The 25,088-nt window shown below is 71.6% G+C and carries 20 protein-coding genes; 1 reads left to right on the forward strand and 19 read right to left on the reverse strand.

Translation table 11 applies throughout. The features are described from left to right. Positions 1–160: 160 nt before the first annotated feature. The gene (locus IEY81_RS15230; protein WP_189119336.1) at positions 161–1,729 is read right to left on the reverse strand and encodes a glycosyltransferase family 2 protein; all 1,569 of its coding nucleotides are present in this window, start codon (positions 1,727–1,729) and stop codon (positions 161–163) included. 102 nt (positions 1,730–1,831) lie between these two features. Here IEY81_RS15230 and IEY81_RS15235 point away from each other — a divergent pair, with 102 nt between their 5' ends. Continuing rightward, positions 1,832–3,730, forward strand: a complete 1,899-nt coding sequence (locus IEY81_RS15235) for a rhamnan synthesis F family protein (protein ID WP_189119337.1) — start codon at positions 1,832–1,834, stop codon at positions 3,728–3,730. Positions 3,731–3,790: 60 nt separating this feature from the next. On the opposite strand, the gene IEY81_RS15240 is transcribed toward IEY81_RS15235, so the two are convergent. From IEY81_RS15240 to ftsY, 18 genes are all read right to left on the reverse strand, one after another. Beyond that, a complete protein-coding gene (locus IEY81_RS15240) occupies positions 3,791–4,702 on the reverse strand; it encodes a sugar phosphate isomerase/epimerase family protein (RefSeq protein ID WP_229787895.1) in 912 nt (303 codons plus the stop codon). Between the two features lie 88 nt (positions 4,703–4,790). Continuing rightward, positions 4,791–5,798, reverse strand: a complete 1,008-nt coding sequence (locus IEY81_RS15245; protein ID WP_189119339.1) for a sugar phosphate isomerase/epimerase family protein — start codon at positions 5,796–5,798, stop codon at positions 4,791–4,793. A 56-nt stretch (positions 5,799–5,854) separates the two neighbouring features. After that, positions 5,855–7,261 carry an alkaline phosphatase family protein gene (locus IEY81_RS15250; RefSeq protein ID WP_189119340.1) on the reverse strand — a complete coding sequence of 469 codons (1,407 nt, stop codon included), beginning with the start codon at positions 7,259–7,261 and terminating at the stop codon, positions 5,855–5,857. Continuing rightward, the gene (gene eboE / locus IEY81_RS15255; protein ID WP_189119341.1) at positions 7,258–8,445 is read right to left on the reverse strand and encodes a metabolite traffic protein EboE; all 1,188 of its coding nucleotides are present in this window, start codon (positions 8,443–8,445) and stop codon (positions 7,258–7,260) included. The genes IEY81_RS15250 and eboE overlap by 4 nt, the downstream gene beginning before the upstream one ends. Continuing rightward, positions 8,442–9,296 carry a TatD family hydrolase gene (locus IEY81_RS15260; RefSeq protein WP_189119342.1) on the reverse strand — a complete coding sequence of 285 codons (855 nt, stop codon included), beginning with the start codon at positions 9,294–9,296 and terminating at the stop codon, positions 8,442–8,444. The genes eboE and IEY81_RS15260 overlap by 4 nt, the downstream gene beginning before the upstream one ends. After that, positions 9,296–9,901: an EboA domain-containing protein gene (locus tag IEY81_RS15265; protein WP_189119343.1), complete on the reverse strand. Its 606-nt coding sequence runs from the start codon at positions 9,899–9,901 to the stop codon at positions 9,296–9,298. The genes IEY81_RS15260 and IEY81_RS15265 overlap by 1 nt, the downstream gene beginning before the upstream one ends. After that, complete coding sequence (locus IEY81_RS15270; RefSeq protein ID WP_189119344.1) at positions 9,898–10,785, reverse strand: sugar phosphate isomerase/epimerase family protein; 888 nt, start codon at positions 10,783–10,785, stop codon at positions 9,898–9,900. Before IEY81_RS15270 ends, IEY81_RS15265 begins: the two co-directional genes overlap by 4 nt. After that, positions 10,782–11,630, reverse strand: coding sequence for an SCO3242 family prenyltransferase (locus IEY81_RS15275; RefSeq protein ID WP_189119345.1), 849 nt, complete (start codon positions 11,628–11,630; stop codon positions 10,782–10,784). Before IEY81_RS15275 ends, IEY81_RS15270 begins: the two co-directional genes overlap by 4 nt. After that, positions 11,627–12,829, reverse strand: coding sequence for an inositol-3-phosphate synthase (locus IEY81_RS15280; protein ID WP_189119346.1), 1,203 nt, complete (start codon positions 12,827–12,829; stop codon positions 11,627–11,629). Before IEY81_RS15280 ends, IEY81_RS15275 begins: the two co-directional genes overlap by 4 nt. Next, positions 12,826–13,641 carry a ThuA domain-containing protein gene (locus IEY81_RS15285; RefSeq protein ID WP_189119347.1) on the reverse strand — a complete coding sequence of 272 codons (816 nt, stop codon included), beginning with the start codon at positions 13,639–13,641 and terminating at the stop codon, positions 12,826–12,828. The genes IEY81_RS15280 and IEY81_RS15285 overlap by 4 nt, the downstream gene beginning before the upstream one ends. Positions 13,642–13,714: 73 nt before the next feature. Next, on the reverse strand, positions 13,715–14,890 hold the full coding sequence (locus IEY81_RS15290) for a Gfo/Idh/MocA family protein (protein WP_189119348.1): 1,176 nt from the start codon (positions 14,888–14,890) through the stop codon (positions 13,715–13,717). Between the two features lie 104 nt (positions 14,891–14,994). Beyond that, positions 14,995–16,062, reverse strand: coding sequence for a substrate-binding domain-containing protein (locus IEY81_RS15295; RefSeq protein ID WP_189119349.1), 1,068 nt, complete (start codon positions 16,060–16,062; stop codon positions 14,995–14,997). Positions 16,063–16,132: 70 nt separating this feature from the next. Next, positions 16,133–17,194, reverse strand: a complete 1,062-nt coding sequence (locus tag IEY81_RS15300) for an ABC transporter permease (RefSeq protein WP_189119350.1) — start codon at positions 17,192–17,194, stop codon at positions 16,133–16,135. Beyond that, positions 17,191–18,753 (reverse strand): sugar ABC transporter ATP-binding protein, encoded by a 1,563-nt coding sequence (locus IEY81_RS15305; protein WP_229787896.1) that lies wholly within the window; start codon positions 18,751–18,753, stop codon positions 17,191–17,193. Before IEY81_RS15305 ends, IEY81_RS15300 begins: the two co-directional genes overlap by 4 nt. Then, on the reverse strand, positions 18,750–20,066 hold the full coding sequence (locus tag IEY81_RS15310) for an ROK family protein (RefSeq protein ID WP_229787897.1): 1,317 nt from the start codon (positions 20,064–20,066) through the stop codon (positions 18,750–18,752). The genes IEY81_RS15305 and IEY81_RS15310 overlap by 4 nt, the downstream gene beginning before the upstream one ends. Before the next feature lie 198 nt (positions 20,067–20,264). Beyond that, positions 20,265–22,397, reverse strand: coding sequence for a PQQ-dependent sugar dehydrogenase (locus tag IEY81_RS15315; RefSeq protein ID WP_189119351.1), 2,133 nt, complete (start codon positions 22,395–22,397; stop codon positions 20,265–20,267). A gap of 164 nt (positions 22,398–22,561) precedes the next feature. Then, complete coding sequence (locus tag IEY81_RS15320) at positions 22,562–23,767, reverse strand: ROK family transcriptional regulator (RefSeq protein WP_189119352.1); 1,206 nt, start codon at positions 23,765–23,767, stop codon at positions 22,562–22,564. Between the two features lie 30 nt (positions 23,768–23,797). Then, positions 23,798–24,946, reverse strand: a complete 1,149-nt coding sequence (gene ftsY / locus IEY81_RS15325; protein ID WP_189119460.1) for a signal recognition particle-docking protein FtsY — start codon at positions 24,944–24,946, stop codon at positions 23,798–23,800. Between the last annotated feature and the right edge of the window lie 142 nt (positions 24,947–25,088).

Here is a 25,088-nt window from a genome sequence, read left to right on the forward strand (position 1 = left end):
CGTTCAAGCGGGGCAGACGCGCCGACTGGGCACCGAATCTCGGGGCAGATACGCCGACTGGGCGTCAGAATCTGGGGCAGACGCGCCGAGTCGGCGTCCTCAGCCGGGGCAGACGCGCCGAGTCGGCGTCCTCAGCTGGGGCAGATGCGCCGGGTCGGGGTCAGCGGACGCCGTTGGAGTAGCGCTCGCGTACTTCCATGTAGTTGCCCCAGCGGTTGTTGATGAGGTCCTTCTCCCAGTCGTGCACGGCGTTGTCGCGGCTGATGGACTCGAAGTGGAAGAGGACGACGTCGTGGAGCCAGACGAGGCGGAGGCCCAGGGAGCGGCGGACCTTGAGGGAGAGGTCGACGTCGTTGTAGTTGATCGGGAGGCGCTCGCTGAAGCCGCCGGCGTCGAAGAAGACCTCGCGGCGCATCGCGACGCACGCGCCGGTGAGGGCGGAGGTCTCGCGGTTGATGTGGAGCTCGCCGTGGTTGCCGCGCTCCTCGGGGCGGGAGCGGTAGTAGGCGTGGGTGATGGTGCCGCTGCCGTAGACGAGGCCGGCGTGCTGGATGCGGAGGTCTTCGAAGAGGAGCTTGGGGCCGGTCATCCCGACGTCGGGTTCGCGCAGCGGGGCGATCAGCTGCTCGATGACGCCCTCGGAGTAGGCCTCCATGTCGTCGTTGAGGAAGAGGAGGACGTCGCCACGGGCGTGCGCGGCACCGACGTTGCATTTGGCACTGAAGCTGAACTTCTCGGTGAACTCGACCAGCTTGATGTCGGCGCCCTCGATCGCCCGCAGCGCGTCGAGCACCGGCTCCGGCGTCGGGGTGTCGTAGACGATCACGAACTCGACGTCGCGATGCTTCGTCGAGGCGATCACCGAGCGGACCGTCTCGACCACCATCGCGCGCCGCTCGCCCCACACGATCGCGCTGGTGCCGATGGTCGGGATGATCACGCTGACCGAGGTGTCCAGGTCGGGCTCGCGCTCGACGCGGTAGAGGCCGGGTGAGACCCCGCGCGAGGCGGTGGCCGGGATGCCGACGCGGTCGAGGTGCTCCTGGACCGCGCGTACGCCCGCGTCCCAGGCGTACGGCTTGGCCTGGTTGTCCGCAGCGGCAGAGCCGGGCACCTGGCGCCAGTGGTAGAGGACGCCGGAGACGTGGGTGATCCGGCGGGCGCGCTCGCTGACCCGCAGCAGCAGGTCGTGGTCCTGGGAGCCGTCGAAGCCGTCCCGGAAGCCGCCGACCTCCTCGACCAGCGAGCGGCGGAACATCGAGAAGTGGGTGCAGTAGTTGTGGTGGCGCAGGCGCTCCGGGGACCAGTCGGGCTTGAAGTAGGCCTCGCGGAGCTCGCCGGCCTCGCTCATCAGGTCTTGGTCGCTGTAGGCGTAGTCGAGGTCGTCGTACTGGTCGTAGGCGTTGACCATCTTCGCCAGCGCGTTGGGCGCGAGCACGTCGTCGTGGTCGAGCAGCGCGACCAGCTCGCCGCTCGCCTCGGCCAGCGAGGAGTTGGAGGCGGCCACGATGCCGCCGTTCTCGGCGCGCTCCACGACCCGCACCCGCGGCTCCTTCGCGGCCAGCTCTCGCAGCCGCGGCAGCACCCACGAGGCCGGCGAGCGGTCGTCGCTGAGGATCCACTCCCAGTCGCCGTAGCTCTGCGCCAGGACGGAGGCGATGGTGTCCTCGAAGGCATCGGCGGGCGGGTCGTAGACAGCAGTGATCAGCGAAACCCGGGGCGACGGCATGGGCTCCAGCCTATGCCGCTCACCGGCGGTTCGCCTCACCCGACACGGGCCGCGCGGGCGTTAGGGTGAGGGCCGACATCCCATCTTCTCGGAGGTTAAGCCGTGTCTCGGTTGGCAGTGGTGGCGACGTACGACACCGAGGGTCGGCTCTGGCCCCACCTACGCCGTCAGATCGAGGCGTACGCAGCGGCCGCCGAGGTCGTCCTCGTCTCCGCCGGCGGGCTCGTTGAGGAGGACCGGGCCTGGGCCGAGGCTCGCGCGCAGGTGGTCGAGCGCGGCAACAGCGGCTACGACTTCGCCTCCTACAAGGCGGGACTGGACGCCGCCGGCGACCTGAGCCGCTTCGACCTGGTCGTGCTGACCAATGACAGCTACATCGGGCCGGTGGTGCCGCCCGAGCAGATCTTCGAGGAGATGGCCGCGCGCGGCGTCGACTTCTGGGGCCTGACCCGCAACGGCGAGATGGGCGACCACGTGCAGAGCTACTTCGTCGGATTCTCACCGACCGCGGTCGCCTCCGACGCCTTCGTCGAGTTCTGGGGCGACTTCGAGCCGCTGGACGACCGCGGCCAGGTGATCCGACGCTACGAGGTCGGGCTGACCCGCCGCCTCGCCGACGCCGGGCTCACCTACGACACCTACTTCGTGCCGCGCGCCAGCGAGCACCGGCTCGCCCGAGCGCGCCGGTCATGGATGGGCGTCAACATCACCTTCGACCCCGACACCGACCCCCACCTGCTGCCGAACAAGACCGCCGAGTGGGACCTGATGCGCACCATCGGCAACCAGCCGCCGAACCCGTGCATCACCATGGCCGACAGCGTGCTCGACGGCGGCCGGCTGCCGATCGTCAAGATCGAGACGCTGCGCGACGACCCCTACGCCCTCGACGCCGAGGCGTTGCTGTGGAGCTGCGAGCGTGCCTACCCGGGCGTCTTCGCGGGCGTGCGCGACTACCTCGACCAGACCCGCGACACCCGCGGCCGCCAACTGACCAAGGTCGAGCCGCTCAGCCTCGAGCGCCGCATCGACGGCCGGACGCTGGCCTACTGCTCCCGCACCGAGCCGGCCGCGGTCGGGCTGCGCCCCTCCCAGCGGTTCGCCCCCGGGTCGCTGGACGGCGACAACACTCCCCCGGCCCAGGTCGCCGCGCTGGTCGGGTCGGCGCCCGAGGTGCTCGAGGTGCTCGAGGTGGGCTGCTGGACCGGCGAGATCGGCCGCCGTCTCGGCGCCCAGGGCTGCCGGGTGACCGGCGTGGAGCCCGACGAGGAGGCTGCTGCGTACGCCGGCAAGGAGCTGGCCGACGTGATCGTCGCCGACCCCTTCCGCACGCCCCTGACCGACCTCTTCGCCCCGGGCAGCTTCGACGCCGTCGTGGTCGCCGAGCTCATCGAGTACGCGCCCGACCCCGGTGCCCTCCTCGAGGAGGCTCGCGCGCTGCTGGCACCCGGTGGACGCCTCGTGATCTCGACCCCCAACGCCAACCACGGCTCACGACGGCTCGCGGTCCTGCAGGGCCACTGGCCGGCGACCCCGCTGCCCGTGGACCGGGCCCCGCTGCGCAGCTACGACCGGCTCGGCCTGATGCGCCTGCTCACCGACGCCGGGCTGGTGCCGACCGACCTGCGCGGCACCCTCGCCGACCCGCTGGTCTCCGGCTACGGCGTGCCGCAGAAGGCCATCCCCTACGCCGTGGCCGAATGGGTGCGCGACCGTCCCGACGCCCTGGTCGAGGCCTTCCAGGTCGCCGCCCGTCCGACCGTCCCCGGCGAGGTGCCGGTCCGCCGACCGGAGCTGGTCCCTGCCGTGGCTCCGGAGTCGGTGCGCCTCACCGACGTCCACACCGAGCGCGCCGAGCTGATCAAGAACGAGCGCCGCGCGGGCCGCAAGCTGCCCACGAAGGTCGCGAAGCTCGAGGAGAAGGTGCGCCTGCTGGAGGCCGAGCTGGCCCGCAACCCGCTGCGCCGAGCCGCCGGACAGCTCAAGCGCCGCGTCTGGTGAGGTCGTGAAGCCGAGAGTGATCCATGGACCACTCTCGGCTTCACGACCCGGGGCCCAGCCTCAGAACCGCAGGTTGCGCAGGTAGGAGTAGCCCACCTCCGCGGTCTGGACCGGCGTGACGTCCGGGGTGTCGTTCTCCACGATGTAGTCCTCCACCTGGTGGGCGCGGAAGATCTTGGAGAAGTCGATGAACCCGGTGCCGAGGTCGGCGTGGTCGCCGGTGGCCTCGTTGCGGTCCTTGACGTGGTACTGCCGCACCTTCAGCGGCGCCTGCTTGACGACGTCGATCGCGAAGTCGATCGCGTCGTCGCTGGACATGCCGAGGTTCACCCCGCCGGTGACGGCCCAGTAGAGGTCGACCTCGAGGTGGACGTACGCCGGGTCGAGCTCCTTCATGAAGACCTCCCACGGCGTCACCCCGCCGCCGAGATCGGTGGTGAACTCGTGGGCGTGGTTGTGGTAGCCGTACTTGAAGCCACGGCGCTTGGCGGCCGCCGCCTCGTTGTTCATCTGGTCGGCCCACGCCTGCCAGTCGGCGAGCGAGTCGGAGGCGAGGTAGGGCACGTTGATGTACTCGATGCCGAGCGTCTCGGAGTTGTCGAGCTTGGTCTCGAACGCCGCGAAGTCGCTGCTGAGCCCGTCGTGGCTGGAGTTGGAGCGCAGACCGAGCTCGTCGAGGACGCCTCGGATGTCCTCGGCGGAGCGGCCGTAGAGCCCGGCCAGCTCGACGCGCGGGTAGCCGATCTCTGCCAGCTTCGCCAGCGTCTCGTCGACGCCTGCGCCGGTCATCACGTCCCGCATCGTGTAGAGCTGGATGCTGATCTTGTCGGCCGGTACGCGGCGGCCGCCCTGACCCTTCCCACGCTCGCCGGGCGCGGCCCCGGCGGCATCGGCCGGAGCGGCCAGCGCGCCGCCGACCCCGAGCGCGGCAGCACCCGCGGCGGCGCCGCGGATGAGAGAGCGACGGCTCATGCCGCGCTGTTCGAGCGACCGGCGCAGCGCGCTGTCACCGTCGAATCCAAAACACATCTCGTTACTCCTTTACGTGGGGTGTAGCGGGTCAGTCGCCGCTCGAGAACGCCGCGTCGAAGGCGGCGTCAGGGGCGTCGAAGGCGAGTCGGCGGACGAACTCGAGTGCCTCCGGAGCGCCGACGAGGCGGTCCATGCCGGCGTCCTCCCACTCGACCGAGATGGGGCCGTCGTAGCCGATGGCGTTGAGCATCCGGAAGCACTGCTCCCAGGGGACGTCGCCATGGCCGGTCGAGACGAAGTCCCAGCCGCGCCGGGCGTCAGCCCAGGCCAGATGCGAGCCGAGCCGGGCGTTGCGGCCGTTGCCGGTCTGCATCTTCGTGTCCTTGCAGTCCACGTGGTAGATCCGGTCGCGGAAGTCCCACAGGAACCCGACCGGGTCGACCTGCTGCCAGACCATGTGGCTGGGGTCCCAGTTGATCCCGAACGCCTCCCGGTGGCCGATCGCCTCCAGCGTGGCGACGGTCGACCAGTAGTCGTAGGCGATCTCGGAGGGGTGGACCTCGTGCGCGAAGCGCACCCCGCACTCGTCGAAGACGTCGAGGATCGGGTTCCACCGGTCGGCGAAGTCGCGGTACCCGGCCTCGATCATCTCCTGAGAGACGGGCGGGAACATCGCGACGTACTTCCAGATCGAGGAGCCGGTGAAGCCCACCACGGTCTTGACGCCGAGGTTCTTCGCCGCGCGGGCGGTCATCTTCATCTCCTCCGCGGCCCGCTGACGTACGCCCTCGGGGTCTCCGTCGCCCCAGATCTTGGCGGGCAGGATGTCCTGGTGGCGCTGGTCGATCGGGTCGTCACAGACCGCCTGGCCCTTGAGGTGGTTGGAGATCGTGAAGAGCTGGAGGTTGTGCTTGGCGAGCAGGTCGAGCTTGGCCTGGACGTACGACTCGTCCTCCGCCGCCTGCCAGACGTCGAGGTGGTCGCCCCAGCAGGCGATCTCCAGGCCGTCGTAGCCCCACTCGGAGGCGAGGCGGCAGACCTCCTCGAACGGCAGGTCGGCCCACTGGCCGGTGAAGAGGGTGATCGGTCGGGTCATGGTGTTCCTTCCTTGTGAAGCGGCTGTGTTGGTCTCGACACGGGTTCGCTCGTTCCTCACGAACCCGGCTCGACCGACGCTCTGGTGAGCAGGGAGGCGAGCAGGTCGCGGACCTCGGTGGCCTCGAACCGGTCGCGCTTGGCGGAGGCGTCGGAGCAGACGAGGACGGGGCCGTGGTCGGGGTCGTCCGGCAGCCGGCCGTGGCTGCCGGAGACCGGGGCGGGGTCGAGCGGCACCACGCTCATCGCGTAGCGCAGCCCGACCGTCTTGCGGGCCAGGGTGGTGGCGGCGCGCAGCTTGACCCAGCGGTCCTCGGGGTCGAGGAAGAGCTCCGCGGGGTCGTAGCCGGGCTTCTTGTGGATCTCGACGCCACGGGCGAAGTCGGGCGCGTTCGCGTCGTCGAGCCAGTAGTAGTAGGTGAACCAGGCGTCCGGCTCGGCCACCACCACGAGGTCACCGGCGCGCTCGTGATCGAGGCCGTACGCCACCTGGCCGCCGCGGTCGAGCACCTCGGCGACGCCGTCGACGCCGGTGAGCAGGTCTCGCACCCGCTCGAGATCGGCAGGGTCCTTCACGTAGACATGGGCGATCTGGTGGTCGGCGACCGCGAAGGCGCGTGAGGTCCACGGGTCCAGCAGCTCGCCGGTGGCGTTGTGGTGGACGTGGAGCAGGCCCTCCCGGCGCAGCATCCGGTTCACATCGACCGGGCGGGAGGCCGCCGTGATGCCGTACTCGCTCAGCAGCACGACCCGCACCCCTGCGGCGGAGGCGTCGTCGAGCAGCGGCGCCAGGGTGGCGTCGACGTCACGGGCGGCCTGCGCCGCCTGCGGGCTGTCCGGGCCGAAGCGCTGCAGGTCGTAGTCGAGGTGGGGGACGTAGACCAGGGTGAGGTCGTGGTCGGGCATCACCGATCGGGCGGCGCCGACGATCCACTCCGAGCTCTTGATCGAGGCGGTCGGCCCCCAGTAGGTGAACAGCGGGAACGGCCCGAGCTCGGCGGTGAGCTCGTCGTGGAGCGACGGCGGCCAGGTCCAGCAGTCCGGCGACTTCTTGCCGTCGGCGTGGTACGCCGGGCGCGGCGTGACGGTGGTGTCGACGTCGGCGCCCATGGCGTACCACCAGCAGATGTTGGCCACCTTCGCGCCGGGGCGGCGACGTCGGACGACGTCCCACAGCTTCTCGCCGCGGACCAGCGCGTTGTGCTGGCGCCACAGGAACACCTCGCCGAGGTCGCGGAAGAACCAGCCGTTGCCGACGATGCCGTGGTCTCGCGGCAGCTCCCCGGTCAGGAAGGTCGACTGGACGGAGCAGGTGACCGCGGGCAGGACGGTGCCGAGCTCGGCGGTGAAGCCCGACTCCCCCACCTGTCGCACCCGCGGCATGTGCCGGAGCAGCTCGGGAGTCATCCCGACCACGTCGATGACCAGCAGCTTCTCGCCGGCGGTGTCGTTGATGTCGTTCATGCCGATGCCTCCTGCAGCTGTTCGAGCCCGGCCTCGAGGAGCCGGTCGCGGGTCCAGGCCAGCTCGGCCGCGATGCCCGCGACCAGGCCGTCGTCACCGTCCGGGCGCACCTGCTCGGGCAGCACGCCCCAGGTGTAGGTCTCCACCTCGAGGTGGTCGGTGTGAGCCACCGGCCCGCCCAGGAGCGCGTCGAGCGTGCCGGCGAGATGGTCGCGGGTGCTGCGCAGCGGCGGCGCCGGGTCGGCATGAAGAGGTACGTGGAAGTGCACCCGCCAGGGATGTTCGGCCGCCAGCGGGCGATGGCCACCGAGCGCCTCGGGCAGGTCGTCGCGGCTCTCGACCCGACCACCGCCGCTCGGCTCGCGGGTCTGGTGGAGGAAGCGGTCCTCGGAGTAGGAGGCCAGCGCCTCCCGGGTCGCCGGGTCGCTCGGGTCGTCGGCGTGCAGCGCGGCCGAGACCTGCACCTTGATCACCGGCAGCCCGGCCACCTGCAGCCGGTCGAGCGCCTCGGTGGCGTCCTCGAACTGGGTGGCGAGGTGGCAGGTGTCGACGCAGATCCCGATGTGGTCGGGGTCGAGACCGGCCAGGCGGGTCACCGCGTCCCGGGTGGTCTCCACGACGCAGCCGGGCTCGGGCTCGAAGCCGACCCGCACCGGCCGGCCGACCTCGGTCTCGAGGCGGGCCAGACCGTCGGCGAGCTCGCCGACCATCTCCTTCGCGGCGCGGTCGCGGTCGGTGAACCAGGGCGTGCGCCACCCCAGCGGGAGGGTCGAGATGCTGCCGCGTACGGCGTCGTCGGGCAGCAGCGCGGCCAGCACGCGGGCGGAGTCGAGGGTGTAGTCGAGGCGGCGCCGGTCGGACCAGTCGGGTGAGTAGACGTCGCGCTTGACCACGGGGGCGTGGAACCCGGCGTACGGGAAGGCGTTGAGGGTGACCACCTCCAGCCCGTGACGGTCCAGGCCGGTGCGCAGCCGCTCGAGGGCGGCCGGGTCACCGGCCAGCTCGTGGGCGGTCGGGGCGGGCAGCCACAGGCCGAGCCCGAGGCGGGGCTCGCCGAGCCGGGCGCGCACCTCGCCCGCGTAGCGGCGCAGCTGGTCGAGGATTCCGTCGACGTCCTCGGCGGGGTGGACGTTGCTGCAGTAGCCGAGATGGACGGTCGTGCCGTCGCGGTGGCGGAACCTCATCGCTCACCCCGCAGCAGGGAGTTGCCGGCGAAGGTGGCGCCCTGCTCGGCCTCGGGTACGTCGAGCAGCAGCCGTCCGCTCTGGCCGAAGAACTCCACCGGGTTGCGCCACAGCACCCGGTCGACGTCGTCCTCGGTGAAACCGGCCGCGAGCATCGCCTCCCCGGTCGCCCGTGTCCGCAACGGATCCGACTTGCCCCAGTCGGCGGCGGAGTTGACCAGCACCCGGTCCAGCCCACGCCGCTGCAGGATGGCGACCATCCGGTCGGGGTCCATCTTGGTGTCGGGGTAGATCGAGAAGCCCATCCAGGCGCCGGCCTCGTCGACGACGTCGACGGTCACCTCGTTGAGGTGGTCGACGACGACCATCCCGGGCTCGATCCCGGCGGCGTCGACCAGGTCGAGGGTGCGGCGGGTGCCGGCCAGCTTGTCCCGGTGGGGCGTGTGCACGAGCGCGGGCAGCGCGAACTCCTTGGCCAGCTCCAGCTGGTGGCTGAAGGCCTTCTCCTCGTCCTCGGTCATCGAGTCGAAGCCGACCTCGCCGACCGCGACCACGCCGTCCTTGGCGAGATAGCGGGGAAGCAGGTCGAGCACCGGCGTGCAGCGCGGGTCGTTGGCCTCCTTCGGGTTGAGCGCGATCGTGCAGTGGTGGGCGATGCCGAACTGCGAGGCCCGGAACCGCTCCCAGCCGACCAGCGCGTCGAAGTAGTCGACGAACGAGTCGACGCTGGTGCGCGGCTGACCGAGCCAGAAGGCCGGCTCGACCAGGGCCTGGACCCCGGCGGCCGCCATCGCCTCGTAGTCGTCGGTGGTGCGTGAGCTCATGTGGATGTGCGGGTCGAAGATGCGCATCAGGTCTCCCGAGAGGTGTGGGGGTGGGCATGTTCGGAGAGAAGAGCCAGCGCGTCGGCGGGCACCTCGCGCCCGGCGGCGCGCCGCTCGCCGGCGTAGTCGGCGACCATCCGCCGCAGCTCGTCGTCGGCACGGCGGTCGAGATCGGCGACCAGCCGCAGCGGTACGCCGACGAAGAGACACTTCAGGACGGCCTGGCGCCACGCGGCCGGATCGAGCCGAGCCGCGTACGTCCCCATCGCGGCGGCCACCAGCCGCGGGTCGTTGGTGCGCAGCGCGTCGTGGAGCAGGTCGACCGCGCGGTCGCCGATCGCGTCGCCGAGCTCGCCGAGGCCCAGCAGGACCGCGCGCCGCTCGTCGGCGTCGCCGAACCGGTAGAGGTCGTGCACCTCGGCGCTCAGCGCGTCGGCCTCACCGGCGAGACCGTCGCGCAGGGCGACCAGCAGGCGCACGCGTACGTCGTCCTCGACCCGCTCCGCGCCGGGCTCGGGCGAGGTGCCGGGGGTGCGGCCGATCTCTCTGGCGGCGGCCGGGAAGCGGGTGCGGATCCGGGTGTGGTCGGCCGCGATCTCGGCACACCGTTCGGCGAGCAGGCTCTCGTTCATGCCCGCACCTCCTCGGGCCCCTCGGGCCGGGTCAGATCGGCGACCGTCCGCTGCAGGAACGCCAGCGAGCGCTCGGCGACGACCGGAGCGGCGTGGGACTGCCGCGGCAGCTCGAGCGCGGCGAGACCGGTGTAGCCGATCTCGGCGAGGGTGCCGAGGGCGGCCGCGAAGTCGACCTCACCGGTGCCGAGCTCGAGGTGCTCGTGGACACCCTCGACCATGTCGTCGACCTGCACGTTGGCCAGCAGCGGCCCGGCCAGCCGGATGGTCTCGGCCATCCCCCGTGGCTCGTTGCAGACCACGTGTCCCAGGTCGAGGGTGATCCGCAGCAGGTCCGGGCCGTCGAGGCGCCGGCGCAGCTCGAGCACGGCGTCGAGGGTGTCGACGAAGTGGCCGGGCTCCGGCTCGACAGCACACACGACGTCGCGGCGGGAGGCCAGGTCGAGGACCCGCCAGACGCCGTCGCACAGGCGTCCCCAGGCCCGGTCCTCCTCGACCCCGTCGGGCAGGCTGCCCGACCAGAACGAGACCGCCTCGGCACCGAGATCGGAGGCGACCTCGACCGCCCGGTGCAGGTAGTCGACGCGCCGGCTCGCCTCCGGGCCGGGGTGGAGCAGCGTCGGGTAGTGCTTGCGCCGTGGGTCGAGGATGTAGCGCGCACCCGTCTCGATCACGACCGAGAGGCCGAGATCGTCGAGCCGGCGACGGAGCTGCGCGGTCCGCCCGACCAGGTTGGGGCGGTAGGGGTCGAGGTGGAGGTGGTCGAGGGTCAGCGCGACGCCGTCGTAGCCCAGGTCGGCGAGGATGGCCAGAGCGTCCACGAGCCGGTGGCTGTGCATGCCGTTGGTGCCGTAGCCGAACCGCAGGGTGCCCGCCGTGGTCATGTCGGCGACACCACCTTCGAGGCGGCCTTGGCGACCGGCCCGGCAGCCAGCAGCCCGACCGCGGCGAGCGGCGAGCGGCGGGCGACGAGCGCGGCCTGGAGCGGGATCATCCCGCGGATCCCGGCGCCGGTGGCCCGCCGGACCGTGCCGGCGTCCGGGGAGGAGGCCGCCGCCAGCTGGGCGGAGCCGACGCTGCCTGCGTACGTCGCGGCGAGAGCGACCGGGAGCGCAGCCCGCCCGTGGCCGGCGGCAGCCGCGGCGGTCGCGACGGTGACGCCGCCGGCGAGCCGTGCCGTGACCGGCCGGGTGCCGTGCACCTCGCCCCGGCTGAGCAGCGTGACCCCGGCGGTGTGGGCGGCGAGCAGGGCGGCCGGCACCAGCCCGGCCTTCGTACGCCCTGCGCCGCTCGCCCCGAGGAGCACGTCGAGCCCGCGGGCGGCCGCCATCGCGAACGGTCCGGCCGTGGTGGCCTTCAGCACGGTGTCGTAGGCCCAGACCGCACCGGCCAGCGCCGCTGCGGTCGTGGCCGCCGGACGCCCTCCGGCGAGCGCGGCCAGCCCGACACCGGCCGCGGTGAGCCCGACGGCCGTGCCGAGCGCCTGGCGTGGTGACACCCGGCCCGACGGGATCGGCCGCTCCGGCCGCTCGACGGCGTCGAGGTCGCGGTCGGCCCAGTCGTTGAGCGCCATCCCGGCCCAGTAGAGCGCGACCGAGGCGACCGGCATCGCGGCCGACCGGGCTCGCAACGGCCCGGCCGCGGCCGCACCGGCCAGGCTGTCGCCCGGCACGGTGAGCGCCGCCGGCAGCCGCACCAGCTCGGCGAAGGCTCTGCCCCGAGACGTCATCGAGCCTCCTGCCCGGCCTCGCCGGCCCGCCCGACTCGCCCGACCCGACCGCACCATGCGACCAGCTCCTCCCACTGGCTGCCGAGCCGGTGCTCGGTGGAGCCTGCGGGGTCCTTGAAGAAGAAGCCGAACGGCAGCGGCCCCGTCTCCCCCACCTCCGCTGCGCGCAGGGTGAGACGGGCCAGGTCGAGCACCAGCGGCGCGGCCAGTGCCGAGTCGCAGCCGCTCCAGGTGAACTGCAGCGACATCCGGACCCCGAGGAACCCCTCGAAGGAGACGTGGTCGATCGCGGTCTTCCAGTCGCCGTGGTCGGGCACGTAGTCGATGTGCATCGGCCCGTCGACCGGATGGCCGAGCATGGCCTCCAGCCCCTGGGCCTTCGTGGTCAGCTTGCTCTGCGCGTTGGCGGGGTCGGCGAGCGTGGCACCGTCACCGCCGCCGAGCATGTTGTAGGAGGCCCAGGCGTTGACCTGCAGCCCACGGGTCGCGAACATCGGCGCGAGCGCCGACTTGAGCAGCGTCTCTCCGGTCTTCCCGTCCGAGCCGGCCCACGGCAGCCCGGCCCGCTCGGCGAGCGCGACCAGCACCGGCAGTCGCGGTCCCGGGCTCGGCGTGAAGGAGACCACCGGGCAGCCGGCCCGGTAGGCGGCCAGGACGTACACGGAGCTGGTCGGCAGCGGCGACTCCCCCGCCGCCAGCGCCGCGTCGAGCGCTTCCGGGCCGGCGAGCGGACCACCGTCGACGACGTCGGCCGGCGGCTCGGTGCTCGCCACGTCGACCACGACCACCCGCTCGAGCCCGTGCTTCTCGCGGAAGGCGACGAGGTCGGCGCTCAATCGCTCGACGGCCGCACCCTGGGGCTCGTCGCCCGCCGGGTCATAGCCCGTACGCAGCCGCCCCTCGACCTCCGCCAGGTCGGCGGCGATGGCGGGCAGGATCGCGGCCGGGACCACCCCGCCGGCGGCCAGCCGCTCGGCCCGTTTGAGCAGGGAGTCGGTGGCCACGTCGTGGCCCCCGATCACCAGGTCGTCCAGTGGAGGCAGCCCGGCAGCGGCGATCTCGGGCTGCTCGGCGACCAGCCCGACCCGGCCGGCGAGGCCGGCGCGTACGGCCAGCGCGCCGACGGTGGAGGTGACCCCCACCGAGCCGCACGCACCGACCAGCCAGAGGCCGACACGTCCGCGATCAGGACCCGTCATCGGTGCCCCTCGCAGCGGAACTTCGCGGCCCCGGCCGCCATCTGGATGCCGCCGAGCAGGTGGGAGAGGAACTCCGGCTCGGTGTAGGACTCCGTGGTGTGGCCCATCCCGGTGTAGAAGGCCCGGCCGCCGTCGTAGCGGTGACACCAGGCGATCGGGTGCGGGTTCCCCATCGCGAAGGGCGCCGGGTCGTAGCTGCGCTCGTCGAGGTCGGCGAGCACCCTGACCGAGGGCGCCGGCCGGTCGCGGAAGCTGTACCACTCGTCGAAGCGTGTCCACCGCGGCGGCAGGCCCTTGGTGGCGGCGGTGCTGTGGCCGTGGACCTTCACCGTGGCGGTCTGCTGGGCGGGATGGCCGGCGAAGTAGGCACCGACGAGACCGCCGTACCAGGGCCAGTCGTACTCGGTGTCGGAGGCGGCGTGGACACCCACGTAGCCGCCACCACCTCGGATGTAGCGCTCGAAGGCGGCCTGCTGGCCCTCGTCGAGCACGTCACCGGTGGTGGAGAGCCACAGCACCGCCTCGTACGCCGCCAGGTCCTCGTCGTTGAAGACCGCCGCGTCCTCGGTCGCGGTCACCGTGAAGTCGTTCTCGGCGCCGAGCCGCTCGATGGCGGCGATGCCGTCGGGGATGGAGTCGTGGCGGAACCCGGCGGTCTTGGAGAACACCAGGACGTCGTACGTCCCCGGCCCCTCGCCCCCGCCCGGCCGGTCGGGGGCGGCCGGAGCCGGTGACAAGGGGGTCAGGGCGGCCAGGGCGACCAGCCCCACGCCCGAGATCAGCGTTCGGAACCTTCTCGATCCGTGCTTCATGGTGCATGTCCCTTCTGTGCTCACAACAACTTCGGGCTTGATGCGCTCGGGCGGCCGTGGGGGCCGGCGTGGGTCAGGCGGTGATCTCCTGCCAGGTCCGGGTGTCCGAGCTGGTCTCGACGGCGGCCAGCACGCGCTGCACCTGAAGTCCGTCGGCGAACGTCGGCGTCGGCTGAGCGCCCTCACCGAGCGCTCGGACGAGGTCGACGACCTGGTGGGTGAAGCCGTGCTCGTAGCCGAGGCCGTGGCCAGGCGGCCACCACCCCGAGATCCACGGGTGGTCGGCCTCGGTGACGACGATCCGGCGGAAGCCACCCTCGGCGTCCGGCAGGGTCGCGTCGTGGAAGTGCAGGACGTTCATGTCCTCGAAGTCGAAGGCCAGGCTGCCCTTCGACCCGTTGATCTCGATGCGGATCGCGTTCTTGCGGCCGTTGGCGAAGCGGGTCGCCTCGAAGGAGCCGAGCGCTCCCCCGGCGAAGCGGGCCATGAAGACCGCGGCGTCGTCGACGGTGACCGGGCCGCGACCGGCACCGGCGGTGGCGGTGAGCCCGGAGGAGGCCTCGGCCACCGGCCGCTCCTTGACGAAGGTCTCCAGCATGCCGGAGACCTCCCGGATGCGGTCGCCGGTGATGTGCTGGGTCAGGTCGATGACGTGGGCGCCGATGTCGCCGAGCGCTCCCGAGCCGGCCTTCTCCTTGTCGAGTCGCCAGCTCAGCGGGGCCTCGGGATCGGCGAGCCAGTCCTGGAGGTACTGCGCCCGCACGTGGTGGAGCTCCCCGAGCCTGCCGTCGGCGACCAGCTTGCGGGCCAGCGCGATGGCGGGCACCCGGCGGTAGGTGAAGCCCACCATCGCGTGCACCCCTCGCTCGGCTGCCGCGGCGGCGGCCGCCGCCATCTGCTCGGCCTCGGCCACGCTGTTGGCCAGCGGCTTCTCGCACAGCACGTGCTTGCCGGCCTCGAGCGCGGCGATCGCGATCTCCGCGTGGGTGTTGCCGGGCGTGCACACGTCGACCAGGTCGACGTCGTCGCGGGCGATCACCTCACGCCAGTCGGTCGCGCTCTCCGCCCAGCCCAGCCGGGCGGCGGCCGCGGCCACGTTGGTCGCGTCGCGGCCGCAGACGACCTGCATCCGCGGGGTCAGGGGGAGGTCGAAGAAGCGGTGGGCGCTGCGCCAGGCGTGGGAGTGGGCAGCGCCCATGAAGGCGTACCCGATCATCCCCACCCCGAGTGTGGCGTTCTGCTCGGTCATCGGAACTCGATCCTGTTCTCGGTGGTGTCGCTCCGTGCCCGAGCACGGAGCGACCTTTCGGTCTGGCGGTCTTGCGCTTGTCAGGCGGGCTGTGCGGTGGTCGGTCAGGACTCGAAGGCCGTGGGCAGGAACTCGTCCACGTTCTCCTCGGTCACGACCGGCGCGTCGAGCTGGATCGTGCGCGGCACGGTCACCTCGACCAGGTCGGACATCGCCTTCTGCTGCACCAGGAGCCGGGCGAGCTTGATGCCGTCGGCGGCCTGGGTGGACGGGTAGATGACCGTCGCCTTCAGCACGCCCTTGCCGGACTCGATCTCGCGCATCGCGTTCGCCGACCCGGCGCCGCCGACCATCGTGAACTCGTCGCGGTCGGCGTTCTTGATCGCGGCGAGGACGCCGACGCCCTGGTCGTCGTCGTGGTTCCACAGGAAGTCGATCTTGGGCGCGGCCTGGAGCAGGTTGCCGGCAGCCTTCTCGCCGCCCTCGACGGTGAAGTCGGCGGCGACCCGGTTGTCGACGTCGAGGCCGCACTCGGCCAGCGCGTCCTTGAAGCCCTTGCTGCGGTCCTGGGTGAGCGGCAGCGAGTCGATGCCGGCGATCTCGGCGACGACGGCGTCCTCGTTGCCGCCGGCCTGCTCGCAGACGTACTCCCCTGCCGAGACGCCCATCCCGTAGTTGTCGCCGAGCACGGTGACCCGGGCGGCGTTGGGGTCGTTGAACTCGCGGTCGACGTTGATGACCGGGATGCCGGCCTGCATCGCCTTGAGGGCGACCGGGGTCATCGCGGCGCCGTCGAAGGGCAGGAGCACGATCGCGTCGACCTTGTCGTTGATGAAGGTCTCGACCTGGCTGATCTGCAGGTTGACGTCGTTGGTGCCCTCGGCCAGGCGCAGGTCGATGTCCTCGTAGGAGTCGCCGGTGGCCTTGGCCTGCTCGCTGATCGCGCCCATCCAGCCGTGGTCGGCGGCGGGGGCGGAGAAGCCGATGACGACCTTGTCGCCCGCCTCGTCGTTGGAGCCGGCCTTGGCGTTGGACGTACCGCCCGCGTTCTCCGACTTCTCGGGGGTGTTGCTGATGCAGGCGGAGAGGGCGAGCACCGCGACGCCGGCGACGAGGCCGGTGCCGATGCGTCGGGCCGTCTGGCGTGAGAGCCTTGCTGACTTCAGTTTCATGGTGGTGCTCCTTGATCGTGCGAGGGTGGCGATGGGTGAGGAGTCCGAGAGGGCCGAGGACGTACGCAGGTCAGGACCCGGGTTGCCGCGAGAACCGCTTCTGCAGCAGCACGGCGACGATGATGATCAGGCCCTTGGTGAAGGCCTGCGCGGAGATGGAGAGGTTGTTGATCACGAAGACGTTGGAGAGGGTCGCGAAGATCAGCACGCCGAAGACGGTGCCGACGATGGTGCCGCGCCCACCGGCGAGCAGGGTGCCGCCGATGACGACCGCAGCGATGGCGTCCAGCTCGTAGAGCTGACCGTGGGTGGCGCTGCCGACCGTGGTGCGGGAGATCAGCATGACCGCGGCGATGCCGCAGCAGAGGCCGACGAGCACGTAGAGCAGCACGGTGTGGCGGCGGACGTTGATGCCGGCCAGTCGCGAGGCCTCCGGGTTGCCGCCGATGGCGAGGGTGCGTCGGCCGAAGGTGGTGCGGTTGAGCAGGATCCAGCCGATCACCGCCACGACGACGAAGATCCAGATCAGCAGCGAGATCCCGAAGATGTCGCGGGAGAACGCGTCGGTGAAGCCCGGGACGCTGACGATCTGGGTCTTGCGCGCCGAGATGATCTCGGCCAGACCGCGGGCGCTGGCCATCATCGCCAGCGTCGCGATGAACGGCACCACCCCGCCGTACGCCACCAGCAGCCCGTTGATCAGGCCGGCTCCCGCGCCGACCAGGAGCGCGGTGGTGACGATGAAGATCCAGTGGTAGTCGTTGGCCATCGCCTGCGTGGACAGCGTGGTGCACCAGACCGAGGAGAGCGCGACGAGCGCGCCGACCGAGAGGTCGATGCCGCCGCCGGTGATGACGAACGTCATCCCGATGCTGACGACGCCGATCACCGCGGCCAGGCGCAGGATCGTCATCACGTTGTCGACCGAGCCGAACCGCTCCCCGCCCGAGAGGACACCGACCAGGGCGAGCAGCGCCAGCGCCAGGACCAGGCCGAGGTTGTGGCCGGCGCCGCCGCGCAGCAGCGCACCGAAGCCGCTCGGCTCGGCCTTCCGCTCGGCCGCAGCAGCCTCCTTCTCGACCCGTGCCGTGTCCCCTTGGGTCACGGCAGCATCTGTGGGGGTCTCGCTCATGCGACCTCTCCTTCCATCACGAGGTCCAGGACCTTCGACTCGTCGATCTCGGTGGCGGGGCCCTCGTGGACGACGGAGCCCTCGCTGATGACGAGGACCCGGTCGGCGAGACCGAGCACCTCCTCGACCTCGCTGGACACCACGACGACGGCGACACCTTCGTCGGCCAGACGGCGCACGAGGTTGTAGATCTCGGTGCGCGCCCCGACGTCGACACCACGGGTCGGCTCGTCGAGGAGCAGCACCTTGCAGTCGCGCAGCAGCCATCTGGCGAGCACGACCTTCTGCTGGTTGCCGCCCGAGAGGTTGCGGACCGGGCGGTCCACCCCCGCCGGACGTACGTCGAGGGAGCGGGTGAGCTCCTCGGCGGCACGCCGCTCGGCGCCGCTGTCGAGGAAGCCGGCCTTGGCGAACCGGCTCATCGAGGAGACCGTCACGTTGCGGTAGACCGCCTGGTCCAGCAGCAGCCCCTGGCTCTTGCGCTCCTCGGGCGCCAGGCCGACCCCTGCGGCGACCGCGGCGCGGACCGATCCGCGGCGCAGCCGGCGGCCGTCGATGCTGACCGTGCCGGCCGAGGATCGGCGGGCGCCGTAGATGGTCTCCAGGATCTCCGAGCGACCGGAACCGACCAGGCCCGCCAGCCCGACGATCTCGCCGGCGTGGACCCGGAGGTCGATGTCGCGGAACCGGTCGCCGCAGAGACCGCTGGTCTCGAGCACCGGCGCGGTGCCACGGCTGGGCGGTGTCGTCGGGCGCTCGGGGAAGACGTACTCGATCGAGCGGCCGGTCATCAGCCGGATCAGCTCCGCGGTCGGGGTGTCCTCCACCGGGAGCCCGGTGGCGACGGTCCGGCCGTCCTTGAGCACCGTGATCCGGTCGCCGATCTGGCGGATCTCCTCGAGGCGGTGGGAGATGTAGATGATCGCGACGCCCTCGGCGGTGAGGCCGCGGACCACCCGGAAGAGGTTGTCCACCTCCTCCTGGTCGAGGACCGCCGACGGCTCGTCGAGGATGAGCAGGCGGGTGTCGTGGGAGAGCGCTCGGGCCATGCTCACGATCTGCTGACCGGCCGGGGACAGGTCGCCGACCAGCCGGTTCGGGTCGACCTCTCTGTGCCCGAGGCGGGCCAGCAGCGTACGTACCCGCTGGGTCGCCTCGGAGCGACGGCTGAACCCGGCCGTGGCGAGCTCGTGGCCGAGGAAGATGTTCTCGGTCACGGTCAGCCCGGGCACCAGGTCGAGCTCCTGGTAGATGGTCGAGATGCCGCGCTTCATCGCCGCGACGGGCGTGGTCAGCCGGACCGGCTCGCCCTCCCAGAGGATCTCCCCCTCGTCGGGCTGGTACGCCGCGGAGAGCACCTTGATGAGGGTCGACTTCCCGGCGCCGTTCTGTCCGAGCAGGCAGTGCACCTCGCCCGCACGCACGTCGAGGTCGACGCCGCCGAGCGCGAGCACGCCGGGGAACCGCTTCACGATCCCGGTCATCTCGAGGAGGGCTCCACCTCCTCCACCGGGTTCGCGGGCGACACCGTCGTTCGACGGCTGAGGGGTCTCGGTCATCGGGCTCCTCCGTGCAGTTCGGGCAGTTCGGCGATGGCGGTGGGGTCGGAGAGCACCGGCTCCAGGGAGGCCAGTGCGCCGCCGCGGACGGCGGCGGTCGGACCGAAGGACGAGATCGTGACCCGGGTGCCGCCGGAGCCGGGCGCGAGCACGTCGGTGGCCAGCCGCGCCTCGACGGCCGGCCGCAGCCACTCACCGAGGACGGCGTAGTAGCCGCTGAGCACGACGGTGCCGGGGTTGAGGGTGTTGACCAGGGCGGCGGCACCGGTGCCGAGCCAGGTGCCGACCTCGCCCAGGGCGGACAGGGTGCGGCCGTCGGCCAGCCGAGCGCGCTCGACCAGGGTGGCCAGCCGCTCCTCCAGGGTGAGCGCGGGGTCGCGCACCGGGTCGTCGGGGTCGGTGGCGGCTTCCAGCAGCGCGCGCAGGCCCACCACGGTCTCCCAGCAGCCGGTGCGGCCGCAGCCGCAGCGCCGTCCGCGCAGGTCGACCTGCAGATGGCCGATCTCGCCGGCCCAGCCGTGGCGTCCCAGCGCCACCCGGCCGCCGCTGACGACGGCGCCGCCCAGGCCGACCTCGCCGTAGAGCACCACCATGTCCGCGCGGTCGGGGTCGGCCGGGTCGAGCTCGGCGGTGGCGGCGAGCGTGGCCTCGTTGGCCACGCGCACCGCCGGGACGGGAGCGCCCGGGACGGCAGCGGCCAGCCGGGTGCGTACCTCCGCGGCGACGTCGATGTCGCGCCAGCCGAGGTTGGGGGCGAAGACGACCAGCTGGGTGGCGGCGTCGACGAGGCCGGCGACGCCGATGGTGATCGCGGCGACGGTGGTGCCGGCGGTCCGCGCCTCGGCGAGCGCATCGGCGACCATGCCGGCGAGCTCGTCGAGCACCTCCTCCGGAGGCAGGCGGCGGCCGTCGATGCCGCGGCGTGCCTCGGCGATCACGGAGCCGGCCAGATCGACGGCGACGACGGCGAGATGGTCGACGTTGATCTCGGCACCGACACCGCACACCGCGCCACCGACGAGGCGCACCTGCACGCCAGGACGTCCGGCACCACGGCTGGCGGTGTCTCCGCAGGAGACCAGGCCGAGCTCGGTGAGCTCCTCGACCAGCCCGCTGGCGACCGTACGCGTCAGCCCGGTCTCCTCGGCCAGCCGGCTCCGCGAGCGGGGGCCGCCGTCGCGCAGCGCGCGGAGCAGCAGGCCCAGGCGGGCGGCCCGGACCGCTGCCGGGTCGGCAGCGGCGGAGACCCGCACGGTGATGTCCGCATCGCGCACGGTGGCCTCCTGTCCGGCGTTCGTGGTGGGGTCGCTCACGATCGACCACCGCTGTGATGACAGTCACAGAATTCGGCGGCCGAGAGACAAACTAGTGACCCGCCTCACCTTCTACAACCCTTTCATGGCAGTTTCCGCAAAGTTTGTGTTCCACTTTGAAAAGTTATTGGACAAAGTCATCAAAAAAGGGCACCCGGCCGCCGGAACGGCCGGGTGCCCCTCCCGCGAGGGCGCGGGTCACTCGCTGGGTGCGATCACCACCTCGTCGCTCCCGGTCAGGGCCGGCAGCCCCTCCTCACCCGGGTCGGTGTACTCCGCGACGAAGACCGCGTGGAGGTCGTCGTGCTCCGGGTCGTGCCCGCCCGGCACCGAGGTCACGATGGAGCCGCTGCAGCCGTTGGCCGTGGTCTGCGGGTGCCCGTGCTCGTCGTGGCCCAGGACGTACGTCACCGAGACGCGGTTGCAGTCCACCTCCTGGTCGTCGCTGACCTCGACCTGGAACTGGACGGTGTCACCGAAGTGGAAGTCACCGCCCGGCGCCGGGTCGGTCGTCAGCGTCACCTGCGGGGTGTCGTTGCCGACCACCACGTCGACGTCGGCCGAGGCGTGCTTGCCGCGCCCCTTGCCGCCGTGGTCGGTGACGGTCAGGGTCGCCCGGTAGGCGCCGACCTCGTCGTAGGTGTGGGTCGCCGTCGGACCGGTGGCGTCGAAGATGCCGTCGCCGTCGAAGTCCCACTGGTAGGTCAGCTCGTCACCGTCGGCGTCCGTGGTGCCGGCGCTGTCGAAGGCGACCGTCAGCGGCGGCTGACCCGAGGTCTGGTCGGCGGTGATGGCCGGCGTCGGGGTGTGGTTGCCGGAGCGGGCGACGTAGTCGATCCGGGAGACCTGGGCCTCCTCGTTTTCGCTGAAGTAGCCGTCGCCGTACTCGAGCATGTAGAGCGAGCCGTTCTTGCCGAACTCGAGGTCCATCACGTTGTCGGTCGCGAACGCGCTCAGCACGTCCTCGATGCCGGTCAGCTCACCCTTCTTGTCCAGCCGCATCGCCTTGACGTAGTCACGGCCCCACTCGGCGAAGAGCGGGATCCCGTCGTAGTAGGCAGGCCAGGCGCCGGAGCGGGGCGACTTGTCGTTGCGCTTGTCGAAGGCGTACGCAGGGCCGGCCATGGGCGCGATGCCACCCTCGGAGCCGAGTTCGGGGAACTCCTCGGACGGCGCGTAGGAGTACCAGACCGTCGGCTGGGTGACCGGCGGGAGCTCGGTCAGACCGGTGTTGTGCCGGGAGTCGTTGACCGGCTTCGCACAGTCGAAGGCCGGACCCGAGGTCCCGGTCTCGAAGTCGTAGTCGCGGTAGGGCATCTCGGCGGTCGCACACAGCGGCCAGCCGTAGTTGGCCGGCTTCGACACGACGGTCCACTTGCCCTGACCCGCCGGACCACGCTCCGGGTCGGCCGAGGAGGCGTCGGGCGAGTAGTCGGCCACGAAGACGCGGTCGGTCTTCGGGTCGATCTCGATCCGGAAGGGGTTGCGCAGGCCCATCGCGTAGATCTCCGGACGGGTCTTGTCGGCGCCCGGCTCGAAGAGGTTGCCCTTGGGGATCGTGTAGCCGCCGCCCGCCTTCGGCTTGATCCGCAGGAGCTTGCCGCGCAGGTCGTTGGTGTTGGCCGCAGTGCGCCTCGAGTCGAACGCCGGGCTGCGGTTCTCGCTGTCGTCGAGCGGGGCGTACCCGTCGGACTGGAACGGGTCGGTGTCGTCGCCGGTGGCGAGGATCAGGTTGCCCTTGGAGTCGAAGACGATGTCGCCGCCGACGTGGCAGCAGCGGCCGCGGTCGACGGGTACGTCCATGATCTGCTGCTCGGTGGTGAGGTCGATCTTCCCGTTCTTGTACTCGTAGCGGGAGAGCCTGATCGCGCCCTTGAACGGCTCGAAGTCGGCAGGAGTGCCGTGCTCCGGCGCGTCACCCTCGTTGACGTCCGGGGTGGACGGGTCGTCGACGGGAGTGTCGAGGGGCGGCGAGTAGTAGGCGTAGATCCAGCGGTTGCGCTTGCCGTCGAAGCCGGGGTCCAGAGCGATGCTCTGCAGCCCCTCCTCGTCGTGCTGGTAGACGTCGAACTCCGCGGCGAGCGAGTTGACGCCGGTCTCGGCGTCGTTGAGCCAGACCTTGCCGGCGCGGGTGCTGTGCAGGACGTCCCCGTCGGGCAGGACCGCGAGGTCCATCGGCTCGCCGGGGCGGTCGTTGAGGGTGACCTTCTCGAAGGCGCTGTCCGGCGGCGGTTCGGCTGCGGGAGCCGCGTCGGCGGAGGTCGTGATGGGGAGAACCAGGAGGCCGGAGACCACGGTGGTGGCGACGCTCCAGAGGGTGAATCTGTGCACGGTCCATCTCCTTCTCTCGCTGTCGTGGAGGGGAGCGAGATCGTCCGCGAACGTAGCGATGTGACGCCGGTCACGTCAAGCGACTTGCGATCTTTCGCAAGAAGATTTCGAAAGATGGGACGAAACTGGCCCGACGGGGCCTGCCGGGGCCGGACAGGGGCGGGCTACGCCTCGTCGCTGCTGGGCGCGTACACCGAGGCGCTGATCAGGTGGGCCGCACCGATGACGCCGCCCTCGTCCCCGAGCTCGCTGAGCACGATCGGGAGGTTGCCGGTGGCCAGCGGCAGCGAGCGACGGTAGGTCACGCTGCGGATCTCGGCGAGCAGCCCGTGGCCGAGCTTGCTGACCCGGCCGCCGATGACGATCAGGCCCGGGTTGAAGAAGGAGACCAGGCTCGCGAGCACCTGGCCGATGCGGTGTCCGCTGTCGCGGATGAGCTGCACCGCCTGGGCGTCACCGCGGGCGACCGCGACGGCGACGTCCTCGGCGCTCAGGTCGCCCTTCTCCGAGAGCAGCTCGGCGAGCACCGGGGAGCGGCCCGAGCGGGCGGCGGCGAGCGCCTCCCGGGCGAGCGCCGCACCGCCGGAGAAGGCCTCCAGGCAGCCGGTGTTGCCGCAGGCGCAGGTGGGGCCGAAGTCCTCGACCCGGATGTGGCCGATGTCGCCGGCGCAGCCGTCGACGCCGCGGTAGAGCTCGCCGTCGACGACGATCCCGCAGCCGATGCCGGTGCCGATCTTGACGTAGAGGAAGTCGCGGGCGGTGCGGGCGACACCGGCGTGCTGCTCCCCCGCCGCGAGCACGTTCACGTCGTTGTCGAGCACCACCGGGCAGCCCAGCTCGCGAGCGACCGCGTCACGCACCGGGTAGCCGTCCCAGCCCGGCATGATCGGCGGCGAGACCGAGACCCCACGGTGGAAGTCGACCGGGCCGGGGACCCCGACGCCGGCGCCCATCGGGTCGGTCACGCCGTGCTCGTCGAGCAGGCTGCGTACCTCGTCGAGGGCGGTGGCGAGCACCTTCTCCGGGCCGCTGCGGATGTCGCACGGGCGGGTGCGGGTGGCGATCACCGAGAGGCGGCCGTCGGTGAGCCCGACCGACATGCTGGTGGCGCCGATCGAGATGCCGACGAACCGGATGTCCGGGGCGAGGTCGACCAGAGTCGAGCGGCGGCCACCGCGCGAGGCCGCCGGCCCCACCTCGTGGGCCATGCCCAGCTCGGTGAGCCGGCCGACCTCGGCGGCGATGGTGGTGCGGGAGACGTTCAGCCGGTCGGCGAGCTGCACGCGCGAGAGCGGGCCCTCGTCGCGGAGCTGAGCGAGCAGGCGGGCCTGCATGGAGGTCTCGGCCCGGCCGGCGAGTGAATGACGCATACCGGCGATCCTGCCATGTGGCACGGGCGGCTAGCCGAGAAGTGCGTCGACGAAGGCCTCGGGGGTGAACGGGGTGAGGTCGTCGGGACCCTCGCCGAGGCCGACGAGCTTGACCGGGACGCCGAGCTCACGCTGCACGGCCACCACGATGCCGCCCTTGGCGGAGCCGTCGAGCTTGGTGAGGACGATGCCGGTGACGGCGACCGCCTCGCTGAAGACGCGGGCCTGGATGAGGCCGTTCTGGCCGGTGGTGGCATCGAGGACCAGCAGCACCTCGGTGACCGGGGTCTGCTTCTCGACCACCCGCTTGACCTTGCCGAGCTCGTCCATCAGGCCGGCCTTGTTCTGCAGCCGGCCGGCGGTGTCGACGATGACGGTGTCGACACCGGTGTCGAGCCCCTCCTTGACCGAGTCGAAGGCGACGCTGGCCGGGTCGGTGCCCTCCGGGCCGCGGACGACCTCGACGCCGACGCGCTCACCCCAGGTCGTGAGCTGCTCGGCAGCGGCGGCGCGGAAGGTGTCGGCGGCGCCGAGGACGACCTTGCGGTCCTCGGAGACCAGGATGCGGGCGAGCTTGCCGGTCGTGGTGGTCTTGCCGGTGCCGTTGACACCCACCATCAGCACCACGCCCGGTGCGCCGTCGGCACCGCTGACCTGCAGCCGGCGGTCCATGGTCGGGTCGACGAGCTTGATCAGCTCTTCGCGCAGCGCGGTCTTCGGGTCGGCCTTGCCGCCCTCGACCCGCAGCCGGGTGCGCAGCCCCTCGACCAGCTCCTGGGTCGGCGCGACGCCGATGTCGGCGGTGAGCAGGAGGTCCTCGATCGACTCCCAGGTGTCCTCGTCGAGGCGGTCGGTGGAGAGCAGGTTGAGCAGACCGCGCCCCAGCGCGTTGGAGCCGGCCAGACGCTGGCGCAGCCGCACCAGGCGGGAGGCGGTGCTCTCCGGCTTCTCGATGGTCGGAGCGGACGGCGCCGCCGGCTCCACCGTCTCGGGCTCGGCCTCCCCGGCGATCGGCTCCTCGGTCGGCGCCTCGGGACGGGTGATGACATCGGTCCCGGTCTGCGTCGGCAGCGTACGGTCCTTGCGGCGCCGGGTGCTGGTGACCAGACCGGCGATGCCGCCGCCGATGATCGCGACAGCGGCGACCGCGATGATGACGATGAGGGTGACCATGTCCATGGGACTCATCCAACCAAACCAACCCCCAAGACCCCTCACCGAGACGTCAGTTCCTGACCGCGAGACGTCGAAAATCGGCGCCGAATGGGCCCATTCGGCGCCGATTTTCGACGTCTCGGCGTCAGTTTTCGACCGCTCGCGG

It is taken from the genome of Nocardioides luteus (assembly GCF_014648595.1).
GTDB classification, from domain to species: domain Bacteria; phylum Actinomycetota; class Actinomycetes; order Propionibacteriales; family Nocardioidaceae; genus Nocardioides; species Nocardioides luteus.